This window comes from Bacteroides graminisolvens DSM 19988 = JCM 15093 (genome assembly GCF_000428125.1).
Classification (GTDB): Bacteria; Bacteroidota; Bacteroidia; order Bacteroidales; family Bacteroidaceae; genus Bacteroides; species Bacteroides graminisolvens.
In genome coordinates this window covers 144,975-171,031 of the sequence record NZ_ATZI01000005.1, presented here as the reverse complement: position 1 = coordinate 171,031, position 26,057 = coordinate 144,975, and the positions used below count along the sequence as shown (strand labels likewise).

At 46.5% G+C, this 26,057-nt stretch carries 23 protein-coding genes; 6 read left to right on the top strand and 17 right to left on the bottom strand.

Going from position 1 to position 26,057, the window contains the following annotated elements; genetic code table 11:
- Nucleotides 1-15 precede the first annotated feature (15 nt).
- On the bottom strand, nucleotides 16-1,071 hold the full coding sequence (locus C511_RS0106240; RefSeq protein ID WP_024996089.1) for a hypothetical protein: 1,056 nt from the start codon (nucleotides 1,069-1,071) through the stop codon (nucleotides 16-18).
- 663 nt (nucleotides 1,072-1,734) lie between these two features.
- Here C511_RS0106240 and C511_RS0106220 point away from each other — a divergent pair.
- On the top strand, nucleotides 1,735-4,134 hold the full coding sequence (locus C511_RS0106220; RefSeq protein ID WP_024996091.1) for a DUF3987 domain-containing protein: 2,400 nt from the start codon (nucleotides 1,735-1,737) through the stop codon (nucleotides 4,132-4,134).
- A 202-nt stretch (nucleotides 4,135-4,336) separates the two neighbouring features.
- Here the strand turns inward: C511_RS0106220 and C511_RS0106215 are convergent, their stop codons facing one another.
- The 4 genes from C511_RS0106215 to C511_RS0106200 all read right to left on the bottom strand — a co-directional run bounded on the left by C511_RS0106215 (nucleotide 4,337) and on the right by C511_RS0106200 (nucleotide 7,367).
- Entirely contained in the window at nucleotides 4,337-4,573 is a 237-nt protein-coding gene (locus tag C511_RS0106215; RefSeq protein WP_024996092.1) for a DUF4248 domain-containing protein, read from the bottom strand.
- Nucleotides 4,574-4,640: 67 nt separating this feature from the next.
- Nucleotides 4,641-6,134 (bottom strand): Fic family protein, encoded by a 1,494-nt coding sequence (locus C511_RS0106210; protein WP_027317943.1) that lies wholly within the window; start codon nucleotides 6,132-6,134, stop codon nucleotides 4,641-4,643.
- Nucleotides 6,135-6,564: 430 nt separating this feature from the next.
- Entirely contained in the window at nucleotides 6,565-6,798 is a 234-nt protein-coding gene (locus tag C511_RS0106205; RefSeq protein WP_024996093.1) for a hypothetical protein, read from the bottom strand.
- 254 nt (nucleotides 6,799-7,052) lie between these two features.
- Complete coding sequence (locus C511_RS0106200; protein WP_024996094.1) at nucleotides 7,053-7,367, bottom strand: HigA family addiction module antitoxin; 315 nt, start codon at nucleotides 7,365-7,367, stop codon at nucleotides 7,053-7,055.
- Between the two features lie 189 nt (nucleotides 7,368-7,556).
- Here C511_RS0106200 and C511_RS16295 point away from each other — a divergent pair, with 189 nt between their 5' ends.
- Nucleotides 7,557-8,054 carry an HU family DNA-binding protein gene (locus C511_RS16295; RefSeq protein ID WP_024996095.1) on the top strand — a complete coding sequence of 166 codons (498 nt, stop codon included), beginning with the start codon at nucleotides 7,557-7,559 and terminating at the stop codon, nucleotides 8,052-8,054.
- Between the two features lie 101 nt (nucleotides 8,055-8,155).
- A complete protein-coding gene (locus tag C511_RS0106190; RefSeq protein WP_024996096.1) occupies nucleotides 8,156-8,599 on the top strand; it encodes an N-acetylmuramoyl-L-alanine amidase in 444 nt (147 codons plus the stop codon).
- Nucleotides 8,600-8,680: 81 nt separating this feature from the next.
- Here C511_RS0106190 and C511_RS17835 read toward each other — a convergent pair whose 3' ends face one another.
- From C511_RS17835 to C511_RS0106140, 11 genes are all read right to left on the bottom strand, one after another.
- Entirely contained in the window at nucleotides 8,681-8,875 is a 195-nt protein-coding gene (locus C511_RS17835; RefSeq protein WP_148297703.1) for a hypothetical protein, read from the bottom strand.
- Between the two features lie 331 nt (nucleotides 8,876-9,206).
- Nucleotides 9,207-10,247, bottom strand: coding sequence for an NAD-dependent epimerase/dehydratase family protein (locus tag C511_RS0106185; RefSeq protein WP_024996097.1), 1,041 nt, complete (start codon nucleotides 10,245-10,247; stop codon nucleotides 9,207-9,209).
- A 16-nt stretch (nucleotides 10,248-10,263) separates the two neighbouring features.
- Nucleotides 10,264-10,995 carry a nucleotidyltransferase family protein gene (locus tag C511_RS0106180; RefSeq protein ID WP_024996098.1) on the bottom strand — a complete coding sequence of 244 codons (732 nt, stop codon included), beginning with the start codon at nucleotides 10,993-10,995 and terminating at the stop codon, nucleotides 10,264-10,266.
- Between the two features lie 11 nt (nucleotides 10,996-11,006).
- A complete protein-coding gene (locus tag C511_RS0106175) occupies nucleotides 11,007-12,200 on the bottom strand; it encodes a GHMP family kinase ATP-binding protein (RefSeq protein WP_226992462.1) in 1,194 nt (397 codons plus the stop codon).
- Nucleotides 12,200-13,513 (bottom strand): UDP-glucose dehydrogenase family protein, encoded by a 1,314-nt coding sequence (locus C511_RS0106170; protein WP_027317941.1) that lies wholly within the window; start codon nucleotides 13,511-13,513, stop codon nucleotides 12,200-12,202. Before C511_RS0106170 ends, C511_RS0106175 begins: the two co-directional genes overlap by 1 nt.
- A 25-nt stretch (nucleotides 13,514-13,538) precedes the next feature.
- Nucleotides 13,539-15,389, bottom strand: coding sequence for a glutamine--fructose-6-phosphate transaminase (isomerizing) (glmS, locus tag C511_RS0106165; RefSeq protein WP_024996100.1), 1,851 nt, complete (start codon nucleotides 15,387-15,389; stop codon nucleotides 13,539-13,541).
- Between the two features lie 29 nt (nucleotides 15,390-15,418).
- Nucleotides 15,419-17,338, bottom strand: a complete 1,920-nt coding sequence (locus C511_RS0106160) for a UDP-N-acetylglucosamine 4,6-dehydratase family protein (RefSeq protein WP_024996101.1) — start codon at nucleotides 17,336-17,338, stop codon at nucleotides 15,419-15,421.
- Between the two features lie 9 nt (nucleotides 17,339-17,347).
- Nucleotides 17,348-18,106: a YjbH domain-containing protein gene (locus C511_RS0106155; RefSeq protein ID WP_024996213.1), complete on the bottom strand. Its 759-nt coding sequence runs from the start codon at nucleotides 18,104-18,106 to the stop codon at nucleotides 17,348-17,350.
- A 6-nt stretch (nucleotides 18,107-18,112) separates the two neighbouring features.
- Nucleotides 18,113-20,506 carry a GumC family protein gene (locus C511_RS0106150; RefSeq protein WP_027317939.1) on the bottom strand — a complete coding sequence of 798 codons (2,394 nt, stop codon included), beginning with the start codon at nucleotides 20,504-20,506 and terminating at the stop codon, nucleotides 18,113-18,115.
- Between the two features lie 6 nt (nucleotides 20,507-20,512).
- Nucleotides 20,513-21,307, bottom strand: coding sequence for a polysaccharide biosynthesis/export family protein (locus C511_RS0106145; protein WP_024996102.1), 795 nt, complete (start codon nucleotides 21,305-21,307; stop codon nucleotides 20,513-20,515).
- A gap of 35 nt (nucleotides 21,308-21,342) precedes the next feature.
- Complete coding sequence (locus C511_RS0106140; protein WP_051260467.1) at nucleotides 21,343-21,954, bottom strand: UpxY family transcription antiterminator; 612 nt, start codon at nucleotides 21,952-21,954, stop codon at nucleotides 21,343-21,345.
- Nucleotides 21,955-22,355: 401 nt separating this feature from the next.
- On the opposite strand from C511_RS0106140, the gene C511_RS0106135 reads away from it, so the two are divergent.
- The 3 genes from C511_RS0106135 to C511_RS0106125 are packed head-to-tail and all read left to right on the top strand — an operon-like array spanning nucleotide 22,356 to nucleotide 24,526.
- A complete protein-coding gene (locus C511_RS0106135; protein WP_024996104.1) occupies nucleotides 22,356-22,823 on the top strand; it encodes a DUF4494 domain-containing protein in 468 nt (155 codons plus the stop codon).
- Nucleotides 22,820-23,488 (top strand): YggS family pyridoxal phosphate-dependent enzyme, encoded by a 669-nt coding sequence (locus C511_RS0106130; protein ID WP_024996105.1) that lies wholly within the window; start codon nucleotides 22,820-22,822, stop codon nucleotides 23,486-23,488. Before C511_RS0106135 ends, C511_RS0106130 begins: the two co-directional genes overlap by 4 nt.
- Nucleotides 23,489-23,536: 48 nt before the next feature.
- A complete protein-coding gene (locus tag C511_RS0106125) occupies nucleotides 23,537-24,526 on the top strand; it encodes a dihydroorotate dehydrogenase-like protein (protein ID WP_024996106.1) in 990 nt (329 codons plus the stop codon).
- 102 nt (nucleotides 24,527-24,628) lie between these two features.
- On the opposite strand, the gene C511_RS0106120 is transcribed toward C511_RS0106125, so the two are convergent.
- Nucleotides 24,629-25,954 carry a PhoH family protein gene (locus C511_RS0106120; protein WP_024996107.1) on the bottom strand — a complete coding sequence of 442 codons (1,326 nt, stop codon included), beginning with the start codon at nucleotides 25,952-25,954 and terminating at the stop codon, nucleotides 24,629-24,631.
- Nucleotides 25,955-26,057: the final 103 nt, after the last annotated feature.

Sequence of the window (26,057 nt, the reverse complement as noted above, 5' to 3'; positions counted from 1 at the left end):
AGATTAATTATTATTCTATATATTCAATTCAAACCGTCTCACCACCTGAATCAACGAATGCAAAAAAGCCGATTTGGGTTGATACTTCTTCTCATACTCCTTCGCAGCATCCCGATAAACCGGGTTCTTGGTTGCTATATACATGGCCACCTGAAGGCAGGCCCACGAATCGGTAGCTTGTTTACTGGGAGTATCTTGCGCTATCTCATTCAATTCCTTTTCCACCAGGGCTTGCATTTTCTTGCAGCCGTCCTTGTCTTGGAGCAACCGGGCACAGATCAGCATCATGGCTCTGAAATGGCGGCGACCGGTAGGCGATGAAACGGTGGAGAACCTATATTCCCACACTTTCTTTAATATCTTTCGGTCTTCCTCTTTTTGAGCATCAGTATAAGATGCATCGGTGTGGTGATCAATAACGGTTTTGATGTGGGTTTTCACCCATTCCACAAATTTGTATTCCTGCTTCTTTCGGTCGGGCGAAGTCGTTCGTTCTATATCTTCCTCCTTTAGGTCTTTGATGCGAAGCAGCATCGTGCCGCCAACCACATCCAACCCCACTGTGAAGCGGATGCCGTTCTTGGTACGCTTGCGCTCTATGATGCGGGCTTCCCAATCTTTAAAAGGAGTTGTTTTGAGTTTTACTTTCTCGTTTAATTCCAGATCATCTACGGTGGACCAGATTTCGCAATCAATGCGGCTATCGGCACACATGGCCCTGAATGCCTGCATCTCTTTGTCTCTGATCGTAATAGGCTGCCTGGCATGATTCAGGTAATACCTGAGTTTCGATAATGTCCATGGGTTTCGTTCTTTCAGCAAATCCATTTGCCCTTTGGTTCCTTTCACAAAGAGAAACCGGCGAAGCGACGAATATTTCTGAAGAATTTCCTTATCACTAATATGATAAGTCTTGAACGTAACGTAGGGTATAAAAAACTGAATGGCAGAACCATCCGGTAAGGCTTCGTTTATTTTTATAAGTGTATCGTGAATCTGTTGAGGTTCCGAAGACGTCATGACAATCCAGGATTCCTCTATAGTGTGACTCTCATCGGACATTTTCAACATAGCATTTAGTGATTAAACACTTCGCATACTCCACACGCTATTTTCAAGTCGTGTGTAAAATGCTCATAATCAATTAGATAAAGTTTTCAGTTTTTCATTTCACTTGCCGAAATTCCCGAGACCATCATTGGCTGTTTTCAGCGGAAAACTTATCTTGTATTTGTGCCCTATTATATATATACATATTATATAAGGCTAGAATGATTTTTGCTCTTATTGAACAGCAATCGCCGACAAAGATAATTTTTTTTTCTTAGCTTCAAAAGACTTTTTCACTATTTTTGCACTCTCAAAACAATTTAGTAGAGACAAAGCAGCTATTCCTTCATAAAAATGAAACATGTTTGCAAAAAACAAGGTAAAAAGAGCTATTCAAGTAACCAACCAATTAAAAAACATATTGGCAACAGTCGAATACTTCTACAATAATCCCGAAGTACTTTCCACACGAAATCTTCGTATAATACGAAAAATATGCAAATTGCTCATGGGAATCATCAATATGTTAAACAATCAAAAAGATGACAACTTATGATTTTTGTACACCTACGGACTTATAACCAACTAAAAATGAAGCAATTAACATTTTATAGGTGTACAAAAACAGCTGTTTTTGCCAAAAATATTCTTTGTACATTTACATCGAGATTAAACGTCTAATTTATGGAAAATAACCGTTTACAAAAAGAAAACGCTATGAAAATAACGTATTTCATCAATGTGAGAAGTAAAGTATGCGAAAGCATGAGTTTAGAACAATTTATTGAACGCACCCGCAACGGTACGTGGCAACGCATGACCGAAGAATACCGACAGGCACTGGCCGACGGTAACGAGCAGCGGGCCGCACGGCTCAAGGGCAACCTGCCGGCCATTGCACCCGCAGGAATTTTCGAGGGCGGACACAGTGCTGCCAACCTGGTGCAGCTCAGCGGATTAGTCGATATCGACATCGACAAGTGCAGCGAGCGGATCGAAGAAATCCGTGAACTACTACACCGGCTTCCCTACGTGGTGTACACGCAAGTCAGTCCGTCGAACAACGGGGTGAAGTGCCTCGCGCGGGTCAGCATCAGCCAAGCCTCACAGTACACCCCGCTCTTTCGGCTCATCACCACACACATCAGCAACCACATTCAGTTTCCGTGTGACATGCAGTGCTCGGACGTAAGCCGGTTGCAGTTTGTGTGCCACGATCCCACCGTGTATTACCGTCCCGATGCCATCACCTTTCAGGAACACCTGGACATGGAAGGTGAATTGCCGGTTGAGTTCCCCGAACCGCCACCTGCCACACCGGTACTAACCGATGCAACAGCTCTGCCGGGCAAGGGAACCGCACTGGCGGTACTCGAAGAGGTACTCCGCGAAATTCCCTTTTTGCGGGGACACCGAAACGAGTGCATGCTGCGCTTAGGACAGCGCATACGCGTAAAGGATTTTTCACACGAGGAAGTGGAGAAGATGATTTCCTTAGCCGGTGAGAAGTTGGCTCAACCCGATTTTCCGGAGGAAGAGATACGCCGAACGTTACTATCTGGTTATCAGTATGTTAGCCGTAAGAAAAGTGAAAGCAACAACTCCGCAGAGGGTTCACCAAGGTTCACTTCTCTCGGGGCGAACCCTGCCGCTGGAGAGGACGGTTCCGAAGAAGATGATTTGTTCGATAATACGAACCAATTACGCAACGAGGCACCTTACATTCCCGACGAGGTTTATGAGCAGCTTCCTCCCCTTCTACAAGATGTGGTCAAACATCCGCGTACCCGTCGCGAGCGAGACATCATGCTGATGGCCGCCATTAGCAACCTCAGCATTGGTCTGCCTCATGTGAAGCTCAGCTACGCCAACTCTCTGCACGGCACGCAACTCTTTTTTGCCGTTATAGCTCCCGCCGGGGCAGGTAAAGGGTGTGCGTTCAAGGTCAGTGCCATCATCAATGGCGTTCATCGTCATTATGAGAAAATCTATCATGTGGAGTTGAAAGAGTTCCAAACCAAAATGCAGGTATGGGACGCCGATCGGGATGCAGCTGTCCGCAAAGGCAACTTTAAGGAGCTGAATCCCAAGCCCGAACCTCCCAAAGGCATCTACATCAACATTGCAGCCAACACATCGAAAAGCCGCATCGTGGAACACCTTTGCAACAACGGACCCCTGGGCGCTGTGATGAACTGTGCCGAGATCGACACCCTCTCCTCCTCCAGTAGTCAGGAGTACGGTAAGTTTGATGATTTGCTGCGTTGTTGTTTTGACGGCGACCGCTACGTAAGCTCTTTCAAAATCAGCAACGAGCCCATCTGTGTGGAAGAACCTCGCATGGCACATTGCCTGGCAGGTACACCCGATCAGTTCGTGCGGTTTATCGGAACGTTGGAAAACGGATTGTACAGTCGCTTCATGCTCATCACCATGGGTAACACTGACGAATGGTTGTCGGCCGCTCCGCGTGAAAATGTGGAAGACAGCAACGTACACTTCGCCCGCTTGTCCGATTGGCTATTGAAAATCCACCTCACCCTGGATAAAAGTCCTACGCACGTAAACTTTACCACCGAGCAATGGGCCTCTCACGACGCCTTTTTTAGGGAGAAGCTGAAAGAAGTGCGCGAGCAGGAGAACGATAACATCGATGCCATTGTGAAACGTGCCGGTGTTATGGTGTGCCGCATGGCAGCTCTGTTCACCACCCTGCGCAAGTACGATGAATACCTGTTGCTGCCCGAGCGTATTTGTGAAGATCGTGATTTTAACAATGCCATGAGCATCATGACTGCCTTGCTGGAACACAGCCTGCTGCTGAGCAGTTCGTTTCCGGATGCCAGCAGGAAGAAAGCGAAACCGCTGACTCCTTTTAATAAAATTTCGAACATCATGAAGATTGTACCTGCAACATTTAGCCACAAAGATTTTATAGTAGCAGGAGCTTCACTGGGTATACACCGCAGCACTTGCAAACGACTTATAAAAAAGGCTATAAACTTGGAATACGTCGAGAAACAGGAGGTTTGGTATATCAAAATAGAGAAAGGAGGGAAAAAAAGAAACGCTAAGAGAGAGTGAACCCTGAGTGAACCTCAGCGAACCCTGAAAGCCCCTCCGGTCCGGGTGAGAAATTCGTTTCTCGAAGGGCCGGAAAATAATAAATTTTAGTAACACGAATACCGCTTTGTCTCTTTATTGAATTGTTTGGAAAACCTCTTTATGTTTTCAAAAAACGCCTTTATGTTTTTGGAAAACATAAAGGCGTTTTTATAAAGTCTGTCTAAGGCTCCCCCAGGAAGTGCGCTATGAGTTCCACTTCCCTTTTGAGAAACACATGCCGGTGTTTGTCATACCCAATGCGTTGCAGTTCTCCCGTGAGTTCCCGGTTTTTGCGTATCCACCTGTACAGTCGTTGCAAGGCCGGTGTGGCACACAAACCCGGTGCATAGAGCATGGCAAGTTCCACCTTGGCATAGGATCTGAGGCAGAACACCTCTTCGTTCTTTTCGTCTTTCATACTTATTTTATTACCAATTATTCTTCCATAAAGATAATAAAAGAAGGGGTTTTAAGCAAGTATATTGTCAAATACTTGACAAGAATTTCACAAAAGGCACTATATCTCTGCTAACACTGGCTTTTTCGAGAGCCTCCATATATTCACTTCTTCTTTCAACGGGAATAATCAACCAATCATACCCTCCTGATGCCAACATGGTATTCATCAAAAATCGTCCCACTCGCCCGTTACCATCCATATAAGGGTGAATGTATGTAAAAAGAAAGTGCCCTAGTATGGCCCGTACGCCGGCCTCGGGTTCTTCTTTCAATAGTGAGAATAATGTGTTCATTGCATCACGTAGCGCATCGGGACTGAGAGGTGTGTGCATAGAATTACGTATATAAACCTGATGTGAACGATAACCCACAACATCCGAAGGTTTGATAATGCCGGCTGTCACACAGGGCATAAACATTTCACTGTGCCATATCGACAAATCGCGTTCTGCTATTTCAGCACTATCTTCGCCCTGAAAAATAGCGGAAACACTCTTCTTTACCGCTTGAAAAGCTTGCCAATAGCCACGTGCTGCCAGTGCATTTCTCGCATCCAGATCATCTTTATCCGGCTTCCATTCACCGCTTCTCACTTTATTTATTAATTCATCTGTTACACGATAGCCTTCAATAGAAAGAGAATGATAGGCATCCAATTTATATTGTGCCTCCATTTTTTGCAAAAAAGAATCACCGGAAAGATTGGATTTTTTCTGCAAAAAATAATTCATTACATCAACTCTCATATCCTTCCACATCAATCGTAAACGCGTAGCATAAGGTGAAGAAGACAACTCCATGTTGACAACCTCCGCAAAAGGATCTTCTTCCCGAACGTCATATCCGATACGTTTCATCGTTTCCCTTATCTCATCGGCGAAATCACTTCTTCCAATGTTGCGGAATGCCCCTATGACCCGCCCCGCCCGAACCGTCTGTCCGGTATCAACCAAGATTTTTATTATATCCGAGGGGTCGGTTATCATGGCCAATGCTGTTCGCATCGTAAGCGGATCATTGCCATACATTGACGGTGCAGCTACAATAATAGCCTCAGAAAGAGTATAAAGATTTAGCTTATATCTATTATTCGTATCTATTTTTACCGGTATTTCTGCCGAGAGGTTAAACAGGGATGTAGGGGCTATAAGCTGCAGAGAATTGTTATTCCCTTTGGGAGATCTGATCAATGTTTGTATAGGCACCGTAGTGGAGCCTGTATAAATAGCCAATGATTGTTCTGCCGACAAGCACCACTCATTTCCATATCTTTCGTTAGCATACCTTGAGATGAAATTCCAAAAAGAAGCATACCATGCAGTAGTATCTCCAGGAAGTGTTCTCGGATCTGTTACTACATACCACCCTTTAATTATTGGATATAAAAAATTATTAGCGACCAATCTTTTCAAATGAACAGGAGATAAATCACTGCTTTTGACCACCATAAAATCGTCGTCCTTCTGAATTTCTTTCAATACATCCAATGACTTTGCCAGTAATTCGGTTATGTTTGCCATAATTCTATATGTATCAATACACGTAATTAAACCCGTTGAATTACACGTTTATTAAAACGTAGTATCACACGTTTATTATGCAAATATAGTTATTTATGTTAGAAACCGGACATGAATTACAGTTTTTCCTAACAGGAATTACATGTTTTTATGGTATTTAATGTCTTATATATAAATTATTAAGCCCTAAAAAGGCGGTTAATGTATTAAATATCAGTTGTTATTTCATTTCCGAAACAAGAACTGACCAGGTAATCAATTACAGTTTTTCCTAACCTGAATTACAGTCCAGCAGCGGTGTAGTTGTCTGCTATTCATTTTTGTCTGATCGATAAGAAGTAATAAAAAAAGCGGGAGTTGACTCCCGGAAAAAACCGTTCATCAACTCCCGTCAACCTCAAGCATTGTCTTTTCTATCTCATTCGTTTTATTATTTGGGATCTCTAGCGTCCAGTATCATCTTTTTCTGATTCAGAAACTCAACTTTTTCCTCATCCGTATCGAATATGACCAGTTCATACTGGCCCATCTTTTTTACGTGAACAATTTCATCATGTTCTATCTTGGTGATGTTTTTCACTTCAAAATTCGGAATAAAAAGTGCGTTAGGGTACATTAAAGTTAAGTCACTGATCTTTATCAACCAAATAAGTTCTTTTTTCATTGTATTACATTAAATATTTATAATATAATAGCGGTAGTCATACTCCCATTTGTTAATCGGCTCAAAAATAATAAATAATAAGCTATAATCAGCTCAACTTGATCTGATTTTAATCACTTTAAATGCTATTTTGACCCGATTACTTTTAGTGTATTGCCAATTACACCTTTTTTAATGTCTTATATATCAATTGTTAAGCCTTAAAAAGTAGGTTAATGTATTAAATATCAGTTTTTATTTCATTATTATATAGCTTACAGTGCCGCAGCTATTTTACGTACCTTTTTGAGTTTTTCGATGAATGAAGGTGTACGTTTGGTAGTAATCATATTGTAGCGCGCTTGCATTTTAACCAATGGCTCTGCCGGCAAATCCAAGACGGCTTCAATAAGCAAAGCGTATTCAACGGTTAATTGACGTTTAGCATTCAATATTTCGTTGAGTTGTGAATAGGGAACACCCATTTGCGAAGCAAGTTTTCGTTGTGAAATGCCACGGTATTCAATTTCGTCTTTCAACACTTCACCCGGATGTGTCGGAATGAACGGTTCAATATTGTTTGCAATCATATTTTGTCTTTTTTGTACTACAAATATACTATATTTTTCATGAAATCAGCATATCGTTTCTATCTATTTCATCAAACGTCATCAATTCCCGTCAAACACCATCAAACCCCGTCATTGGAGGTTGGTGCCTGTCGTACCTTTACAGAGTCATAAAGAAACATAAGTATTCACATTTAAAGATTTAAGATTATGCCAAATTCAGTCAATTACTCTGTAGTGGAGCGCAAGAACCCTTCCAAGAAGGATGCTCCGTTGAAATTTTACGCCCAGGCGCAATCCAATGGCGATGTAGATACCGACGAAATGGCTCGTCGTATCGAGAAGTCGTGTACCGTGACCCGCGCCGATGTCGCTGCAGTCCTCACAGCGCTGGAAGATACCATAGTAGAAGGATTGCAGAAAGGCGAGATTGTTCGCCTGGGTAATCTCGGTAACTTCCAGATTGGTCTGAGCAGCAAAGGAGCCGATACCGCCAAAGAGTTCAGCGTGAGTCTGATCCAGAGTGCGAAGATCAATTTCCGTGCCGGCAGTGCTTTGAGAGATGCGGTACACGGACTGAGCTACAGCCGCGTGCGCACCATTCAGGCGCAGAAAGAAACCGGTCAGAAGGAAGACCCTACCCTGCCGGTTGATCCCGTTGACCCCACCAATCCCGGTGGTGAAGACGTGGACGACCCCAACGGTTAATCCCCAGTATTCACCCTTTAATACATGAAGAAGATGAGAAAAGTAATCCAGTTGCTAGTTGAGTGCGTTATCGTGCTGCTTCCGTTTTTCAAGAAGAGAATATGCGAACCATCGATCTCATCGTAGTGCATTGCTCCGCCACGCGCGAAGACCGGCCTTTCAGCCGTGAAGCCCTTGAAGCCGCCCACCGTGCGCGCGGCTTCAGCGGCATCGGCTACCACTTCTACGTGCGCAGAGACGGTCGCATAGAGAGTTGCCGGCCGGTAGAATTTCCGGGTGCACATGCCCAAGGTTACAACACCCGTAGCATCGGTATCTGCTACGAAGGCGGACTCAACACCCGCGGTGACCCTGCCGATACCCGTACCGAGTGGCAGAAGCACTCCCTGAAGGTACTCATCAAAGCCCTCCTGATGGATCACCCCGGCAGCCGCGTGTGCGGCCATAGGGACCTCAGTCCCGACCTCAACGGAAACGGTAAGGTTGATCCCTGGGAGAGATTGAAAGAATGCCCGTGCTACTCAGTTACCGACGAAAGTTTCTAAAAAAGCATGCCCCGATACGCTTTAATCAGTGTACCGGGGCATTTTGTATTAAACATACGTATAGGTGATAAGAAAAGCAGTTTACCAGCTTTTAACGTCAGAGATAATCTGGAGTTTTTGCAACTCCTTTAATATTTTGTTTTCTCGGCGATTATTGCTACGCTGACCATGCGCCAGGGAATAGATGCGCCAAGGAGTTACCCGGTATTTCAGAGCGAGACGAATGTACACAACTCTGTTACTGGAATACATAAATTTCAGGATTGTCATTTTCATATAAAAAAAGCATTAGGTTATTCTTCTGAATTGTACAGTAGCAAATATACTATAAAAATATTAAAAACAGAATAAATACTTGTTCAATAATAAATTGTTTCTATATTTGCAGCCATGTGGTGTTCGAAGGGCAAATTGAACACTACATATAACTATCATCTCAATAAACAAGTCTCCGTGTACCGGAGCATCAACCTTGATGTTCCGGTAGCTGAGCTTCCAAATAAAAAGGGAGTTAACTCACGGCATGACTCGCTCATTAACTCCCTCAGAGTTCTCCTTTTCAAAAAACTATCATCTAAAACAAGCGTTATTTAGAGAACTCCTTTATTTATCTCAATGGATTCTTATCTGACATATACCATTTTACAAATTCGGTGATTCCGTCATGTAAGGACACACAAGGCTTGTAACCAATTTCAGTCTCTAATTTCGTGGTATCCGCATACGTTTGATACACATCACCCGGTTGCATCGGCAGAAACACTTTTTGAGCTTCACGGCCAACGGCCTGCTCAATCTCATTGATGAAATCCATTAACTTCACCGGACTGGAGCAACCGATGTTGTATATGCGGAAAGGTACTTCATTTTCGCAATCAGCCACAACAGGCGCTTTATCCAGCACCTGAATGGTCCCTTTTACAATATCGTCTATGTAAGTAAAGTCACGCGAGAGGTTTCCGTTATTGAATACCTGAATGGGTTCACCACGAGCTATGGATTTGGTAAACAGCATGGGAGCCATATCCGGTCTACCCCAGGGACCATACACCGTAAAATAGCGTAGACCGGTAGCCTTCAATCCGTACAACTTACAATAAGCGTGTGCCATCAATTCATTGGCACGTTTACTAGCCGCATACAAACTAACGGGAGAACCTACGTGATCGGTCTCACTGAAAGGTACCTTACTGTTCATACCGTACACACTGGAGGAAGATGCAAAAACCAATGAATCGACCTTGTAATTGCGACAACACTCCAATACATTCATAAAGCCAACCATGTTGCTGTTCATGTAACTGTAAGGGTTGGTTATGCTGTACCTTACGCCTGCCTGTGCCGCCAAATTGACCACCGCATCAAACTTCTCTTCGTTGAAGAGTTGTTCCATCGCTCCCTTATCCGAAATATCCATTCGCATAAACTTATAGTTTGTAGGGAATAAGGAGCTATGAAAATAGACGTGAAAAGGCATGTCGAGCGTACCGGCATCAATTCCGCCCTCTCGTAATCGTCCGTATTTTAAACGTATGTCATAATATTCATTGATGTTATCTATTCCGATAACCTGGTCGCCTCTCTGAGCCAACATAAAAGCCACCCGACTACCAATAAATCCGGCTGCACCGGTTACTAATATTTTCATAAAGAATCAGTTTTCGTTATTTATAGATTTCCTGTGCCTGCTTGTATGTATCCATCGAACCGATATCAAAGCGGGTTCCGGGCATCACCCAAGCATGAACAGTGGTTTTATCGACCAAATAATGAGCCAGGTTACCCGGTGCATCAAACCCGCATCCGTGATGGAGGCAATCTTTGATCAAAGGCAGATCACGTTTCTGATAGATGTAAAATGGAGGAACTGCCCAGTGGCTAACCGGTTTCTCGGGTTTCTCCTGCATCTCTAGTACTTTCATGTTTTGATCTACCGCAATGACTCCGGTTCGTTGCAACTTCTTCAATTCCGCTTCGTTGTGACACATGATCATGGAAGTTCCCTTTGCGTGAAACTCTTCCACAAATCCACGAAAAGAAAAGTCCAGGATGTTATCGGCCGCCAAGACCAGAATATCGTCATCTATAGAACATGCTTCAATTGCCAACAACAAATCACGAACGGCCCCTAAACGGTTTTCGTTGGTTGTAGTCCCGTCATCCATAATTCGCACCGGCTTGCGATAGGTTTGCCGGCTCACCCACTCTTCAAAGTGATGAGCAAACTTATGGTTTGTCACAATGATGTGTTCGGAGATCTCGTCTATACCATCAATATCATCCATGATACGACCCAGGATGGTGCTTTGGCCGATTTGCAGAAGCGGTTTAGGGAAATTCTCCGTTAACGGATATAAACGGGTAGCATATCCAGCCGCTATAATTATATTTTTCATTGGTTCATCATTTAAAGGAAATCCACTCCATCGGAAGTGGCACAGAAACAACATTCAAAGGTGTCTTTGTATTCTGGGTAACGTTTTAAGTATTCCGTGGTCACAAACTGCCTGATCTCGTTTTCCATGGCTGGATCAACCAAGGCAATGCATGCCCCTTTGAAACCGGCACCGGAAAAGCGACCGCCATAAATACCCGGACATTGCTTCATGATTTCATACAAGGCAATGAGTTCGGGAGAGCCACATTCATAGTTACGGATGCTACTCTGACAACTTTCAAACATCAGTTGCCCGAATTTGGTGAGATTTCCTTCCCTCCATGCATTCACGCCCTCATTGACCCGTTCACATTCCGTGTAAAAATGTCTGGCCCGATTGGCGAAACGTGCCGGCATAGTGGCTTCGTGTTTACTGAAAAACACAGGGGAAACGTTCCGTAAAAAAGTAGCCGACAAATCGTTGAGCGGCCTCTCTTCATACGCCTCTACCATCCAAGCAGCGGTTTTACATTCGCTCACGCGCAGGTTGTAGTCGGTACCCGTTAATTTACGTGTGACGCCGCTAAAGAAAATAGCCAGTGAAGCCGGAAACGGAGTACCTTCTTTTCCCCCGAAAGGAATCAATTCGTACGAACTATCCTGCGTATCGAGGTAAAGCAATTTATCTTTTTCACAAAGCACCACACAAGCCTGATCTAAAATACCATTGGTCAGTCCGATGTATTCACGTTCGGCCAGCGAAGCATATTCAATGACCTGCATCGGTGTCAACTCGATGTGATTGACCTTAGCCAGAGCTTTGACAAAACCGCAAAGCAAGGCTGCCGAGGAGCTTAATCCACCAATAGGCATGGTTCCGCGCAACACACCCCGTACCCCCTTTTCCAAGCGGTGATCTTTGCGCAATGCCCAACAGGCACCCCGCAGGTAATCACCCCAAAAACCTTGTTTTTCATCCATGTCTTTGCTCACAGAAAAAGTGCACAAACCTTCAAAGCTCAAACTGAGGAACTCTACCTTTCCACTTTCGGTAGCCGAAAACAGAAAATCAATTCCTTTGTCGAAAGCAAATCCGGAAACGATTCCTTTTTGGTGGTCAACGTGCGCTCCCAGCGGACATACCCTGTAGGGAGAATAGAGTTCGTACAACGCATCTCCTTTACCAAAAAAGGTTCTGTAAGCTGTATGTAATGTCTGCATCATTATCTTCCTATACAAGAATAATCAAATCCTATTTGTTTCATTTCTGTGGGATCATAGATGTTTCGTCCGTCAATCAACAAAGGCTTATTCATGGTTTTCTTCAAGACGCCCCAACTGGGTAATCTGAATTGTTTCCATTCGGTAATCAGAAGCAAAGCATCCGCATTCAGCGCTGCATCATACATATCAGTAGCGTATGTAACCACATTACCGATGCGTCTTTCACACTCTTCCATGGCAACGGGATCAAATACACGCACCTGGCAACCGGCTTTCAATAACAACTCGATGGTAACCAATGAAGTAGCTTCACGCATATCATCCGTCTCGGGTTTAAAAGCCAAACCCCATATCGCAATATTCTTTCCTTTCAAATCGCCTTGGTAATAAGCATTCAATTTGTTGAATACCACATTTTTCTGTTGATCATTGACACGCTCCACTGCATTCAGCACTTCCATGGTATAACCCATCTTCTCAGCTGTTTTGATAAGCGCCTTTACATCCTTCGGGAAACAAGAACCGCCGTAGCCACAACCGGGATACAAGAATTTGCTTCCGATGCGGGAGTCAGAACCGATTCCTTTGCGCACCATGTTCACGTCCGCACCCACCATTTCACACAGATTGGCGATGTCATTCATAAAGCTGATGCGCGTAGCCAGCATGGAATTGGCAGCGTATTTAATCATCTCTGCCGAAGGGATATCCGTAAATATCACCCTGAAGTTATTTAGCATCAGGGGGCGATACAAAGAGGTCATTACTTCTTTGGCCTTTTCAGACTCCACACCTACTACCACCCGATCGGGACTCATGAAATCTGAGATAGCTGCCCCTTCTTTTAAAAATTCGGGGTTCGAAGCTACATCAAACTCAATTTGCACTCCTCGCTTATCTAATTCTTCCTGAATAGCTGCTTTGACTTTCTTAGCTGTACCTACCGGTACCGTGCTCTTAGTAACCAGCACCACATAGTTGTTGATGTGGCGACCTACCGTACGGGCTACTTCCAGCACATATTTCAAGTCGGCCGAACCGTCTTCATCCGGTGGAGTTCCCACGGCACTAAATACGATTTCTACTTCATCCAAACAAGAAGTTAGTTCCGTCGTAAAATGCAACCGTCCTTCACGGTAGTTGCGTAATACCATTTCATCCAATCCCGGTTCATAAATCGGTACTTTCCCGTTTTTCAGACTTTCTATTTTTCTTTGGTCAATATCCACACAAGTTACGTTGGCTCCCATTTCAGCAAAACAGGTTCCACTCACCAAGCCTACGTAGCCTGTGCCTACAACAGCGATATTCATAGTATGTTAGTTTAAAAATTAGTTTTTATTCCACCGTCACACTCTTTGCCAGGTTACGGGGTTGGTCCACATCCAGTCCTTTCATCACCGCTACGTGGTAAGCCAACAGTTGCAACGGAATGACCGTTAAGAGCGGTGACAGACAGGCCAGTGTAGCGGGTACTTCGATGACATTGTCTGCCAACTTTTTCACCACTTCATCGCCCTCCGTTACAATGGCCAGAATGCGGCCTTTGCGGGCCTTTACCTCCTGAATGTTGCTGAGTGTTTTTTCATACAACTGGTGATGCGTGGCAATAACCACCACGGGCATTTCGGCATCCACCAACGCAATGGGACCGTGTTTCATCTCGGCTGCCGGGTACCCCTCGGCATGGATGTAACTGATTTCTTTTAATTTCAAGGCGCCTTCCAGTGCTACGGGGAAGTTATAACCACGACCCAGATAGATAAAATTGCGGGCGTAGGTGTAGCATTTGGCAAGTTCGGCTATTTGCTTGTCAAACACCAGCATGCGTTCCATCTTATCGGGAATCACTGCCAGCTCCGCTACGATTTCTTCGTATTCGGTTGTTGAAACGGTTTGCTTTTCCTTGCCCAAGCTCAGAGCCAGCATGGTAAGTACAGTGAGCTGTCCCGTAAAAGCTTTGGTAGAAGCCACACCAATCTCGGGACCTACGTGTATGTACGTACCGGTATCCGTGATTCTTGCGATGGACGAACCTACTGCATTGACAATACCAAAAATAAAGGCGCCTCTCTCTTTGGCCAAACTGATAGCGGCCAATGTATCTGCCGTTTCGCCCGATTGAGAAATGGCTATTACCACATCCCGAGCATCGATCACCGGATTCCGGTAACGAAACTCCGAAGCATATTCTACTTCCACCGGTACCTTGGCAAAGGTTTCAATCATCTGCTTGCCTATCAATCCGGCATGCCAAGAGGTACCGCAAGAAACAATGATGACGCGCTTTGCATTCAGCAGGCGTTCGCGGTGATGGGTTACTGCCGACAGCACCACCCGCTTTTCTTGTTCCAGCAAGCGTCCGCGCATGCAGTCTTTCATGGCCTGTGCCTGCTCGTAAATCTCTTTGAGCATGAAATGAGGATAGCCTCCTTTTTCGAGCAGGCCGATGTTCATTTCAATGCACTGCACATCGGGATCCACCGATTCATTCTTCAGGTTGCAAATCTGCATCTCCTCGCCACGCTTCAGTACCACGATCTCTTCGTCGTTGAGGTACACCACGTTTTGGGTGTATTCAACCAGCGGGGTGGCATCCGAAGCTATAAAGAATTCTTCGTTGTTTTCACCCAATCCAATGACCAGCGGACTGCTTTTGCGTGCCGCAATAACCTGGTCGGGGTGGTCTTTATCGACCAGCACAATGGCGTAGGCACCAATCACCCGATTCAGTGCGAGGCGAACCGCTGTCACGGTATCTACTTTGTTACACTCTTTGACGTATTCGATGAACTGCACCAGCACTTCGGTATCCGTTTCACTCTTGAACGTAAATCCATGTTCCAGTAAGCGTTCTTTGATAACCGAATAGTTCTCGATGATGCCGTTGTGCACCAACGCCAATTTACCCGATTGCGAAGTATGCGGGTGGGCATTGCCCGACGACGGAATGCCGTGGGTAGCCCAGCGCGTATGCGCAATGCCCAAGGTTCCCGAAAGGTCACTGCTGGTCAACGTTTCTTCCAACTGAGCCACTTTGCCTTCTTTCTTGTACACATTAAGCATGTCAATTTGCGAAAGAAGTGCCACTCCGGTACTGTCATACCCCCTGTATTCCAGTCTTTTTAAACCCTTAATCAAGACAGGAAAGGCCTGTCGTGTTCCAATATATCCTACAATTCCACACATATAGTTGCTGTATCTCGTTATTGATGTATTTACTTTTCATCCAGTGCTTCAAACCGTGAATTTTTCGATTTGAATTCCGGTACCATGGCTTTCATTAATTTCACCGTATTCATCACTTCCACCCCGCGTGACAGGGTTTCAAACTCGGTGAATGTAGGTAAGATGTCTCCGTACTGATAAGGACGTACCTTGGCTATCATGATCTTTTTGTTATCCGTAGGAAGGGTGTTTTCTTCGTTACTCAACACTTCTTCGTAGAGCTTCTCGCCCGGACGCAGACCCGTGAATTCGATCTTAATATCTTCATAAGGTGTGTACCCTGCCAACTCAATCATGCGGGTAGCCAAATCGACAATCTTCACCGCTTTGCCCATTTCGAACACAAATATTTCATTGCCTTTGCCCATGGTGGCGGCTTCCATCACCAAACGGCACGCCTCGGGGATGGTCATAAAGAAACGGATGATATCGGGGTGGGTCACCGTAACGGGACCACCGTTCTCAATCTGCTCTTTGAAGCGGGGAATCACCGAACCGTTACTGCCCAGCACATTGCCAAAACGGGTGGTAATGTACTTGGTGTGTCCCTTTACGTTGCCTTCACGAATAGCCGTACCCAAGCTTTGTACGTAAATCTCTGCCAGGCGTTTGGAGCATCCCATCACATTGGTGGGGTTCACGGCTTTGTCTGTGGATACCATCACCATCTTCTCGGCTCCGAACTCCAACGCCATGTCTGCCACTTGACGCGAACCGATAACATTCACCAGCACGGCTTCACAGGGGTTCTCTTCCATCAGCGGCACGTGTTTGTAGGCAGCCGCATGGAACACCACCTGGGGGTGGTATTTCTCAAATAAGATGCGCAGGCGCTTCTCGATGCGCACATCTCCAATAACGGGAACAAAGTCCAATTTGGGAAATTTCTTTTCCAGCTCCAGGCGAAGGTTGTGCAGCGGTGTCTCTGCCGAATCAAACAGCACGAGTTGCTTCACCTCCATCTGGGCCAACTGGCGGCAGAGTTCGCTGCCGATGCTGCCGGCTGCTCCCGTAACCAGCACCACCTTACCGGTAAATTCCGAAACCACCTCTTTCATGTTGATGTGGATTTCGTCGCGCCCCAGCAGGTCTTCAATGCGAAGTTCAGGGATGCGACGATTCACCAGCTTGCCGTTCTTGAGTTCGTCCATGGAAGGCAGCATCAGCATGCGCACCTTGGCTTTGGTGCAATAGCGCACCAGGCGATCCTGCTCATTGAGGACATCGCTTTGTTTGGTAAACAGGATGTACTTGATGCAACGGGTTTGAACCACCTCCGTAAACTCTTTGTAACTCTTGGCCGAAAACAAACGATAACCGGCTATGCGAATGGAAGCGTCGCGATCCAGACTGATGTAGCCCGCCACCTGGTAACGCCCTAATTTAGAAATTAGGGAGCTGGTGAATACATTGTTCTCGGCACCGTTCATGTAAATCAAGACTTGATCCCAACTGGTAGAGACGGAATGGATGACGTAATGGTACACCGTAATCATCACCACACGGGTTACTACCAGCAGGAAGAACGTAATAAAACAGTCGGCCAGCAAACCAATGACGCAAAAGCGACTGTCCACGGTATGCACCAACATGCAAAGAACAGGAATCAGGAGAAACATTTTCAGCAAAGCACTCAATGCCAGCCTGCCGGTTTCCACCAAGGTGGAGTGGCGAATGATTCCGCGATAAGTGCCGAGTAGGCGAAAACTAAGGGTGCTGGCAGCCAGTGAGCCTGCCAATACGCCCATAAAAATAGACAGATTAAACGAACAGTTGCTGACATAAATTACCAACAAAATAGCCACAGCGGTAGATATACCGGAAAAAAGAAGGTCGGAAGAGAAAATAATCCAACGATTGAGGTATTTGAAATTCAATAAAAGTTTAAGAATAGAACGCTTGCTTATCATACGAAGAGATTATTTGAGATGTATTTTAAAATAAAGACCTGCTGACAGGTACTTGAAATCATTGAGTTCAGTTACTAGGTTGATGTGGTCTTTCCACAGGGCATAGCCCAATCCGCAATTGACCGTGCGGGAATCATACTCCGCCATCACATTGAGGGCCGGATGAAATTGCGGTTTCCAGTTGGCACCCAGTGCTAGACCGTTGAGCCGATAGTCCGCACGCCGGTTGTACACATAAGCGGCATGAACGCCTAGTTCCCCATAGAGATCAACGTGTTTGGTCGCTGCCAGGTACCAACGGTTCCAGTAACCGTTACCGGTTGCGCTGGAATTGATATAATCCTGATCCTTAAACCCCACACTGGTTAAGACATCGTTTCCCCCGATTACCACCGCCGGCATGTATTGCCAGAATTGACCTTCCTGGATGGCCCTTAACCGCAGAGAGAACTGACGGTCCTGGTTGGTATACTTTCCCCAAGTTGATTCGGGCCAATAATTCCCCTTCACACCTTGAAGTAAAGTACACGTATAACCCACTTCGAAAAATGGGAGTATCGTAATGTTCAGGTAATAATTGTAGGTGTTGTAATTCCATTTGGCAGGGGTGGCTCCTTCGTGTAAATACGAGCCACCCACCATCACCGTTTTATCTCGCTGCATGTCTGCCGTAGGCATGTGCAGCAATCCGGTGGTGCCGTAGGGAAACTGTGCCTGTATGTACAGGCACAGCATCATTCCCCACAGAAAAGAAAGGATTCTTTTCATGTAGTGTTATTTTTGGGTTTCTCCGTAGCCGTAACCGTACTTCTTGCCGTAACGACCGTATTTACCGTACTTGCCATAGCCGTAACCGTAGCCGTAGCGTTTGCTTTCCAGGTTCACCGCATTGACCACCAACGCCATGTGAGGCAGCTTGCGCTCCTTGCGGATTTCATTTACCAGTTCGAAGTCACTCTTATGCGTTACCTCGGAACGACAGACGTACACCGACAGATCGGCCACACGACCGGCAATCAGGGTATCGGTTACCAATGCCACCGGAGCAGTGTCCAACAACACGTAGTCGAACTTTTCTTTCAGCGCATCAATGGCTTTCTCCAAACGGGGGCTTGCCAACAGTTCGGCAGGGTTGGGCGGTACCATACCCGCAGGGAGTACTTTCAGGTTCTCGGTGACACCGGAATCGATCAACAGCGAGAATATATCATTGGTGCCTCCGGAAAGGAATTTGGTGATTCCTTCTAGTTTGTGCGAGAAGCCAAAGTGCTCCGCCAAACGGGGCTTGCGGATATCCAACCCCAACAAGACTACTTTTTTGCCCAGTAAGGCCAAACTCACCGCTAGGTTCACTGAGGTAAAGGTTTTGCCTTCGCCCGGACTGGTAGAGGTAAACAGAATGACTTTGTGGTCTTCGCTGCTCAGCATGAATTGCAGGTTGGTGCGCAGGCTGCGGAAGGTTTCCGCCATCATGTTGTTCTCGTTTTCACGAACCACAATGGTACGGTTGCCATCTGTTTCCGCCTGCAAGGGAATTTCTCCCAAAATGGGCATCGTAGTGAGTTTCTCTACATCGTGACGGGTACCGATCTTGAATTGCAACAGGTCCATCACGTAAATGACGCCTGCCGGTATCACCACACCCAAGATCAAACCGATTAGCAGAATGAGAGATGATTTGGGAGAAACGGGTATGTTGTCTGCCAAAGGTGCATCGATGATCTTGGCATTGTCTGCCGTAGCCGCCATGGTGATGGAGTTTTCTTCGCGCTTTTGCAACAGCATGAGGTACAAGCCCGATTTGATTTCCTGTTGGCGGGAGATGTTGGTCAGGATACGCTCCTGCTCCGGTGCCTGTTCAATGCGCACGTTGTATTTGCCTGCCTGGCGTTCAATGTCTTGCTTGGCAATAAGCAACCCGTTGCGCACAGAGGCGATGGAGTTGATCACATTGGCGTGCTGCGCCTTGATGGAGGTGTTGAGGTTCTGAATCACGGGGTTATTGGGTGAAGAGGTACGCAACAATCGGTCGCGCTCCAGCACCTGGTCGTTGTAGCTGTTAATCAGCGTAGCCAGACTCATGTCCTGCAAACCCACATTGGCCGGAATCACCGACTCCTTGTTGGCGGGGTTCTGCACATACTCCTGCAGGTAAGTAATCAAGTTGATTTGCGTGGCATTTTCAATGCGTTTCTGTTCGTATTGCGAGTTTTCTTGCAAATACACCTGCGCGTCTTGTTTGGGGTCCGTTAAGCCCGAACGGCGTTTGTAGCTCTCCAACTCCTGCTCGGTGCTACCCAGTTCGCCGGAGATAATAGCTATACGGTCGTTGATAAACTGTTCGGTTTTAACACCCACCACGTTTTTGTCGTTGTTGGTGTCACGGTTGTACATTTCCACCAGCTTGGCTAGGAAATCTTCGCCTTTCTTTCTGTTGTGGCATTTAAAGGAAAGACTCGCCACCGAAGTGGTTTTAGAGGTGGGTGCAATACTGAGATTTCCCAAAACTCTTTTGGTCACTGCCATGGCCGGTGAAACCACTACAGTGATTTCGTTGTGTGCCAAAGCCGGTACATCGTGACGGTAAGCAAAGGTTACACGACCGGCGGGGGTATGAATGTAGCCCGGGAGTTTCTTTAATTCCTGCTGAAAGCTTTGCTCATCATAGGTACCGGTTACCTGAATGGAGGAATCAGCCTGCAGTACCACCTCCATTTCAATGTCCGTGTGAAGCAAGTCATTCTCTTGCGGGGTCATCTCTACCAATAGCGGGCTTTCCTTATAGAGCTCCACCGTACGGAGTCCTTGGCGCACGTTGTACGAGCTATAGGCATTCATCTCCAGAATCACTTGCTTGATGAGTGATTTGGATTTGAGCACCTCCAACTCGTTATCGAAGTTGGTGCTTTGGGCAAAGAGACCCAAGTCTTGAAAAGCAGCCATTTCGGAAGCCATGCTGCCCCCCTTCTTATCGTCTTTGATCATGATGGCAGCCGATACGTTGTAAACGGGTGTGGTCATTTTCAGGTAGAGGAAAGCCACCGCCACACACGCCACCACGGAACCCACAAACCAGGGCCAGTAGTTGAGGTATCTGAGTAAGAGTTCCTGAATATTGAGGGATTGTTCCTGTTCGGAATAGTTCTTGGCTGAATTTTCTTGGTTCATGATGAATTACTTAAAGATAGTGACTAATAAACTGGCTACGGACACCAAAATGCTGGTAGCCGATACCCAGAGGGAAGTGCTTGCTGTGATGTCTGATGTTTTGGCCTTGGCTTTATTGGGGGTTACATACAGAATGTCATTCTGCTGCAGGTAGTAGTAAGGAGACAACACCACGTTGGCATCGTTCAGATTGAGAGTGATGATTTGCTTCACACCGCTCTGGTCTTCGCGAATGAGTTTCACGTTGTTGCGCAAGCCGTAAATGGTGAGATCGCCCGCCATGGCCAGGGCTTCGAATACATTGACTTTTTCGTTGGCAATGGTAAAGGTACTGGGGTTATTAACCTCACCAATCACTGATATTTTGTAGTTGATAAAGCGCACATTCACCACCGGCTCTTCTTTGAGGTAGTCTTTGAGTTTGCTCTTAATCAAAGTTTCGGTTTCACTTTTGGTTAAACCGACCACACGCAACTTACCCAATACCGGAAAGTCGATATATCCGTTATTATCCACCAAGTAGCTTTGCAAAGAGGGCTGGCTCATCAAATTACGGTTTTCAGCCGTAACAATGGTAGGTACCGTCAGGTTAAAAGGTACCGCCAGTTCTGCCTGGGTGGTGCTCACCACAATGGTGAGCAGGTCTTTGGGTTGGATGCGGGCATCGTATAACTGGGGGTTCTGTGACACTTGATTGACAATGGAGTCATTCTGCAAATAGGGCACGCTCTTGTACGAGGTGCAGGCTGTAAAGGCCAGAGGCAACAATAACAACCAGAGGTAGCATAACTTTTTCATAATTAGCTTGATTTGTATTTTAGATGATTTTCTAGTATTTATTTGACCTTTTGTAACCGGCTAAGTGGAATCTTAATTCCCATCGCCATCACTTGGGGGATGCGTACCACCACATGCGTTTTACCGTCGATGCGCACCAATTCACCTTCCAAGCCGGTGAAGCAACCTTCGGTAATGCGAACCCGGTCGCCGGGGGCCACTTCATCGAGTTGAACGCATTCGTAATCACCGTTATCCGCACACTGCCCCACAAAACGTATGAAGTTTTGCATGTCTTGCTCGGCAATACGAAGCATACGGCCGGTGCTGTAGTCTTTCAGGTAGCTGATGTGCAAGTGATGGTCGTTGAGCAACGCATAGGCTTCAACAGGTGTGCACTTCACGAAGATAAGGTTACTAATAACAGGTACTTCTACCCGTTTACGGCGATCACTGTAAGTGCGCACCACAAAACGAGTGGGTAGAAAATGGGTTACGTCCAGTTTCTTTAACGACTCACGGAGGCGAATCTCTTGATTGGCGCGTGTGCGGGCTGCAAGCCATAAAGGCTCATTATCAGTCATTTGCATAATTATGTCGTTAGGTTTTAACATAGACAAAAAGCATAGCTTCGCTGTTTGTCCGTCACAGTTTTCTTTTTCATTTTTCATAAAGATCCTGTAGGACAAATGTGTTGCGCAACCGGAAATAAATTCCAACTGCATTTGAGCACAAAATTACTATAGAATTGCATACAAACAAAATATATAGATAACATTTTTCTATTTTTTTTCAGGAAATGCGTTCAAATGCGTGTAAATAAGTACGATAGAGGAAACCAATGTGAAGTATCGGTTACGAACACGAAACTTTTAGCGCAGGAAGACTTATTAATATAGGAGCGAGGTTTAATGACATATTAAAAACTCATTCTTTTTCAAATGGGCCTCTTAAATATGTATCAAATCCATTCTAAAAATTACTAAATAATACTGAATTTCTAAATTATAATAATTACTTTTGCTGGCGAAACAAAAAATACGAATAGTAACGGATATTAAGACTATACAAAATGACACATACCTGGTTTGAATGCAAAATTCGCTACGAGAAGATGATGGAAAACGGCATGAACAAAAAGGTGACGGAACCGTACCTGGTGGATGCCCTGAGTTTTACCGAAGCGGAGGCACGCATCATTGAGGAGATGACTCCTTTTATTACGGGGGAGTTTACGGTATCGGACATAAAACGCGCCAACTACAGCGAGCTGTTTGCCAGTGAAGAGGATGCGGCCGACCGCTGGTTTCGATGTAAACTGCTGTTTATCACGCTCGACGAGAAGAGCGGTGCGGAGAAGAAAACGGCTACCAACGTATTGGTGCAGGCAGCCGACCTGCGCGACGCGGTGAAGAAGCTCGACGAGGGAATGAAGGGTACCATGGCCGATTACCAGATTGCTTCGGTAGCGGAAACGGCTATCATGGATATCTATCCGTACAGCGCGGAGCCTAACGATAAACCGGAGTTTCAGGGATGAGTATTGCAGAGAATCTGAAAGGGGTGCAACAGGACTTGCCCGAAGGGGTGAGGCTGGTGGCGGTATCGAAGTTTCACCCGGTGGAAGCGCTCAACGAGGCGTACGCTGCGGGGCAACGGGTGTTCGGTGAGAGCCGGGTACAGGAGATGTGCGCCAAGCAGGAGGTGATGCCTGCGGATGTGGAATGGCACTTCATAGGGCATCTGCAAACCAACAAGATTAAGTATATGTTGCCGTTCGTGAGCCTGATTCACGGCATCGATTCGTATCGGTTGCTGGAGGAGGTAAACAAACAGGCTGCCCGCGCCGGACGGGTGATTAACTGCCTGCTGCAACTGTACATTGCGCAGGAGGAGACGAAATTCGGATTCAGCCCGGAGGAGTGTCGCAGCATGCTCGCGGCAGGCGAATGGAGAAACCTGACGAACGTGCGGGTGTGCGGACTGATGGGCATGGCAAGCAACACGGACAACGGTGAACAAATAAGCCGGGAATTTCGTTCTCTGCACGGGTTCTTCAACGAGGTCAAAGCGGAGTTCTTTGCGGAATGTCCGGAGTTCAAGGAGCTGTCCATGGGCATGTCTCACGATTACCGCCTGGCGGTAGCGGAAGGCAGCACGCTGGTGCGCGTAGGAAGCCGCATCTTCGGAGAACGGGTGTATTGACCGATAGGAAACCAACAACAAATGACTGAAAGTATATATAATTGAATTATGGCTATATCATTAAAAACACGTTTTGCCGGATTGGAGCTTAGTAATCCGGTAATCATAAGCAGTTCGGGACTAACTAACAGTGCGGAAAAGAACCGCAAACTTTGTGAGGCGGGCGCAGGTGCCATCGTACTGAAATCGCTATTCGAGGAGCAGATCTTAATGGAGGTGGATGCCATGCAGGATTCGGTGTATTACCCGGAAGGAACCGATTACCTGAGGGAGTCGCTGAAGCATCACAAGCTGGGTGAGTACCTGCAACTGATTGCCGACAGCAAGGAGGTGTGCGACGTGCCCATCATTGCGAGCATCAACTGTTACTCGGCCAACGAATGGGCGCACTTTGCAGCCGAAATTGAGAAGGCGGGTGCGGATGCCATTGAAGTGAACATCCTGGCTTTGCAGAGTGATGTGAATTACCAGTACGGGGAGTTTGAGCAACGACACATTGACATTCTGCGCAACGTGAAGGAGCATACGTCTCTGCCCGTGATTATGAAGCTGGGCATGAAGTTAACCAACCCGGTGGCGCTGATCGCTCAGCTGTATGCCAACGGGGCGGCGGCAGTGGTGTTGTTCAACCGCATGTATCAGCCGGACATTGACGTGGAGAAGATGGAGCACAAGAGCGGAAAGGTATTCAGCTCGCCCGAGGAGTTATCTCGTGCATTGCGCTGGGTAGGCATCGCTTCGTCTCAGGTGGATAAGATAGATTATGCCGTATCCGGCGGGGTACATCAGCCCGAGGATGTGGTGAAAGCGATATTGAGCGGAGCGGCTGCCGTGGAGGTGTGCAGTTCCATTTATATGAACACGAACAGGTATATTGACGAATACCTGCGGTTTACCAGTGCCTGGATGGGCCGCAAGGGTTTCGAGAAGGTAAGCCAGTTTAAGGGCTTGCTGCGTGTAAAGGATGTAAAGGGGGTGAATACGTTTGAACGTACGCAGTTCCTGAAGTATTTCAACGAATACAAGAACGAAGAGTAGACTATCATAACAAACTATTCAGTATATTAATTTTGTTAAATATTAAAGTTTTTTATTTGGCGATTGCACCTCGTGAGAAGTGCAATCGTTTTTTTTAGGGGGTTACATGAGGATGCTGGCCAGCTCGCTGAGCATGCTGCGCTCTCCTTTCATGAGGTTGATGTGGGCAAAGAGGTTCTGGTCTTTCATGCGGTCAATCATGTAAACCAGTCCGTTGGACTCGCTATCGAGGTAGGGCTGGTCGATCTGCTGGATGTCTCCGGTGAAGACCATCTTGGTGCCTTCGCCTGCACGGGTGATGATGGTTTTGATTTCGTGCGGGGTGAGGTTCTGGGCTTCGTCCACAATGCAGAAGGTTTCGGAGAGGCTGCGCCCGCGGATGAAGGCGAGGGCTTCGATAACGAGTTGTTCGCTCTTCTGCATCTCTTCGAGGCGTTTCACTTCGGTGGAGGTGGCGGCAAACTGGCGTTTGATGACGTTGAGGTTATCAAACAGGGGTTGCATGTAGGGGGCCACTTTTTCTTTGGCATCGCCGGGAAGGAAGCCGATGTCTTTGTTAGACAGGGCCACGATGGGACGTGCCAGCAGGATTTGCTTGTATTCGTTCATCTGTGCCAGGGAGGCGGCCAGGGCGAGCAGGGTTTTACCGGTGCCTGCCTTGCCGGTAAGGGCCACGAGTTTCACCGCAGGGTCGTTGAGTACTTCGAGTGCGAAGCTTTGCTCGGCGTTGCGGGGTTCGATGCCGTAGCTTTTGCCTTTGAGCACGCGGTTGATAGTATAAGTAAAGGGGTTGTAACGTGCCAGCACGCTGTTGCGCGCACTGCGGAGCACAAAGCATTCGTTGGGGTGCAGTTGGTCTTTGTGGGGAAATTCATCGATGTTGATGCCTTCGTGTGAGGAGTAGATGCGGTCGATGAAGGCGGGGTCCATATCGTCGAACGTTTGGTTGGAGTGTTCGAAGATATCGGCATTCACCACTTTGTCTGTGATATAGTCTTCGCAATGCATGCCGATGGAACGGGCTTTCATGCGGAGGTTGATGTCTTTGGTGACGAGGGTGGTTTTGACGTCGGGTTGTTTCTTCTCTACGTAATCCACCGCAGCGAGTATCTCATGGTCGGGCTTATGCTCCGGAAAGGAGTCGCGCACGCGGTCGGACTTCACACTACCGGTGATGACAAACAAACGGCCCATGCCCTGCCCCAGTGAGGCGCCTTGCTTGAAGAGGTCGTCGTCAGTGAGTTCGTCTATCTGGCGTACAAATTCGCGGGCGTTGAAGTTGATCTGTTCGTTGCCTTTCTTGAATTTGTCGAGTTCTTCGAGTACCACGATGGGTAAGTAGATGTCGTTCTCCTCAAAATTGCGAAGGCAGTTGTAGTCGTGAAGGATAACATTGGTATCGAGCACAAAATTCTTTTTCATTCCCATAGTTCTTCGATTTAAAATGTTGATATTTGCATTTCGTTTATACTAAGATAACAAACAAAAGAGAGAAAGGTCGGTTTAAAGACCTGTTTTTTTATTAAATATG